The 2,851-nt window shown below is 72.6% G+C and carries 2 protein-coding genes and 1 pseudogene; all 3 read left to right on the top strand.

The window, feature by feature from the left end; genetic code table 11:
* Positions 1-409: 409 nt before the first annotated feature.
* Positions 410-1,393: a UDP-glucose 4-epimerase GalE gene (gene galE, locus ABZ371_RS31200; RefSeq protein WP_358686001.1), complete on the top strand. Its 984-nt coding sequence runs from the start codon at positions 410-412 to the stop codon at positions 1,391-1,393.
* Positions 1,394-1,559: 166 nt separating this feature from the next.
* Positions 1,560-2,501 (top strand): cation diffusion facilitator family transporter, encoded by a 942-nt coding sequence (locus ABZ371_RS31205; RefSeq protein ID WP_358686004.1) that lies wholly within the window; start codon positions 1,560-1,562, stop codon positions 2,499-2,501.
* Between the two features lie 218 nt (positions 2,502-2,719).
* A pseudogene (locus ABZ371_RS31210) lies at positions 2,720-2,851 on the top strand (transferase); the annotation flags it as partial.

A 2,851-nucleotide genomic window follows, 5' to 3' on the forward strand; every position in this document is an offset into this window, starting at 1 on the left:
CGACGCGCTGGTCGGAGGGCACCGCGGCCAGCAGCTCGGCGGCCTGGCCGGCGTCGGTGGCGGCGGTCACCTCGAAGCCGAGTGACCGCAAATCGTCCTCGAGCGACGATCCGGGTACCGGCGCACCGGTGAGGATGGCGGTCGACAGACGAACTCACTCCTTGGCGGTGACGGGAACGGCGCGCGACAGTGCGGCCCGAGGGCGGGCCGGCGGCTCGTCGGCTGAGGCTATCGGATGAACGGAAGACTGATTTCACCGACCGTTTGTGCTTCGTTCGGGTGAAGTGGTCATCATCCGGCGCGGTTCTCGATCATCATCGTCGATCACCGTCCCGTCCCACAAACCGCCGGGCTCCGGCCTCCGGATCCGCTCCGCCCTCCCGTGACCGGTCGGCATAGGCTGAGGCCCATGACGTGGCTGATCACTGGCGGGGCGGGTTACATCGGGGCACACGTGGCGAAGGCCATGACCGGAGCGGGGGAGCGGGTCGTCGTGCTCGACGACGTCTCCACGGGCGTCGAGGAACGGCTGGGCGCGGACGTCGCGCTGGTGCGCGGCTCGGCGTCGGACCGCGGGCTGCTGGACCGGGTGCTGCGGGAGCACGAGGTGTCGGGTGTGGTGCACCTCGCGGCGAAGAAGAAGGTCGACGAGTCCGTCGGGGACCCGCTGCTCTACTACCGGGAGAACGTGAGCGGGCTCACCGTGCTCCTGGAGGCCGTGGTCGCGGCCGGGGTGGGGCGCTTCGTCTTCTCCTCGTCGGCCGCGGTGTACGGCGTACCGGACGTCGAGCTCGTCACGGAGGAGACCCCGTGCGCGCCGATCAACCCGTACGGCGAGACGAAGCTCGTCGGGGAGTGGCTGGTGCGGGCGACGGGGCGGGCGCACGGCGTCTCCACGGCCTGCCTGCGGTACTTCAACGTGGCGGGGGCGGCCGAGCCCCGGTTGTCCGACACCGGGGTCTCCAACGTCGTCCCCATGTTCTTCGACCGGCTGACCAGGGGCGAGGCCCCCCGTGTCTTCGGTGACGACTACCCGACGCCGGACGGGACCTGCGTCCGCGACTACGTGCACGTCGCCGACCTCGCCGACGCCCACCTCGCGGTGGCCCGGGCGCTCGCGGAGCGGGCGCCGGGCGAGGACCTGACGGTGAACGTCGGCCGGGGCGAGGGCGTCTCCGTACGGGAGCTGGCCACGCTGGTGGGCGAGGTCACGGGCCTGCCCGCCGAGCCGGTGGTCGAGCCGCGCAGGCCCGGGGACGCCGCCAGTGCCGTGGCGTCGGTGGCCCGGATGACCGAGGAGCTGGGCTGGACGGCCCGGCTGGGCGTGCGGGACATGGTCGAGTCGGCGTGGGAGGGCTGGCTCCTGAGCCACCCCGAGGCGCGGGCGCACTGAGGCGGGCACCGGGGCGCGCGAGCCGCGGACGCGCCTGTTTGCGCAGGTCAGATGAGATGACAACGGTGTTCAGTGCCGTGTTGCCCGGTACCCCCCGCCCGTAGTTGACTGACACGGTGGGGCCCGACGGGCGCCCGATCGCTGCGACGTTTGCGGAGGCGTTCTCATGGGGGCTGGCCACGACCACGGGCACACGCACGGCGGGCCGCCCCCGACGGGCACGGCCGCCGCGGCGTACCGGGGCCGCCTCCGCATCGCCCTGGGCATCACGCTCGGCGTCATGGTCACGGAGATCGTCGGCGGAGTGCTCGCCGACTCCCTGGCCCTGATCGCGGACGCGGCCCACATGGCGACCGACGCCCTGGGGCTCGGGATGGCGCTCCTCGCCATCCACTTCGCCAACAGGCCCGCCGGCCCGAACCGCACCTTCGGCTTCGCCCGTGCGGAGATCCTCGCGGCGCTGGCCAACTGCCTGCTGCTCCTCGGCGTGGGCGGCTACCTGGTCGTCGAGGCCGTCGAGCGTTTCGTCACCCCGGCCGGGACCAGGGGCGGCCTGGCCGTCGTGTTCGCCGCCGTGGGCCTGGTCGCCAACGTCGTCTCCCTGTCCCTGCTGATGCGCGGGCAGCGCGACAGCCTCAACGTGCGGGGCGCCTACCTGGAGGTGGTGGCGGACACCTTCGGTTCGGTGACCGTCCTCGTGTCCGCCGGCCTCATCATGGCCACGGGCTGGCAGGCCGCCGATCCGATCGCCTCGCTCCTCATCGGCCTCATGATCGTGCCGCGCACCGTGAAGCTCCTGCGGGAGACGCTCGACGTGCTGCTCGAGGCGGCGCCCAAGGGGGTCGACATGGCGGAGGTGCGCGCCCACATGACGGCCCTGCCCGGTGTGCTGGACGTCCACGACCTGCACGCCTGGACGATCACCTCGGGGATGCCGGTGCTCTCCGCGCACGTCGTCGTGCAGCAGGAGGTCCTGGACTCGATCGGCCACGAGAAGCTCCTGCACGAGTTGCAGGGCTGCCTGGGCGATCACTTCGACGTCGAGCACTGCACCTTCCAGCTGGAGCCCAGCGGCCATGCCGCCCACGAGGCGCACCTCTGCCACTGAGCCGGCGCACGCGACGGTGTAAGGTCGCGCCGTACGTCCGCGCGGTACCGGTGGACGACTCCCGGGAGAGGAAGAGGAGTTGAGGGTGATGACTGCCGCTGTGGACGCTGCCCCGCGCAGCGATCGGCCCGTCCTCGTCCTCCGGGTCCCCGGCTAGCCACTCGGCGCGCGCACGCCGCCTCGTCGGCCGGGACCCTCTCACCCAAGGGTGTCCCACGTTGTCCGACCATCTGATCGACGCGTTCTTCGCACTGCACCACGCCCTGCCCCGCCAGAGCCCCGGCTCCGACGCCACCACGCGGCGGCTGCTCGCGCTCACCGGCCCCCGGCCGCCCCGCCCGCGCGTCCTC

This window comes from Streptomyces sp. NPDC005899, from assembly GCF_040629645.1.
Classification (GTDB): Bacteria; Actinomycetota; Actinomycetes; order Streptomycetales; family Streptomycetaceae; genus Streptomyces.

Excerpts from the sequence above, each read along its gene's own strand:
- galE (WP_358686001.1), top strand. The coding sequence starts at position 410 with ATGACGTGGCTGATCACTGGCGGGGCGGGTTACATCGGGGCACACGTG.
- ABZ371_RS31205 (WP_358686004.1), top strand. The coding sequence starts at position 1,560 with ATGGGGGCTGGCCACGACCACGGGCACACGCACGGCGGGCCGCCCCCG.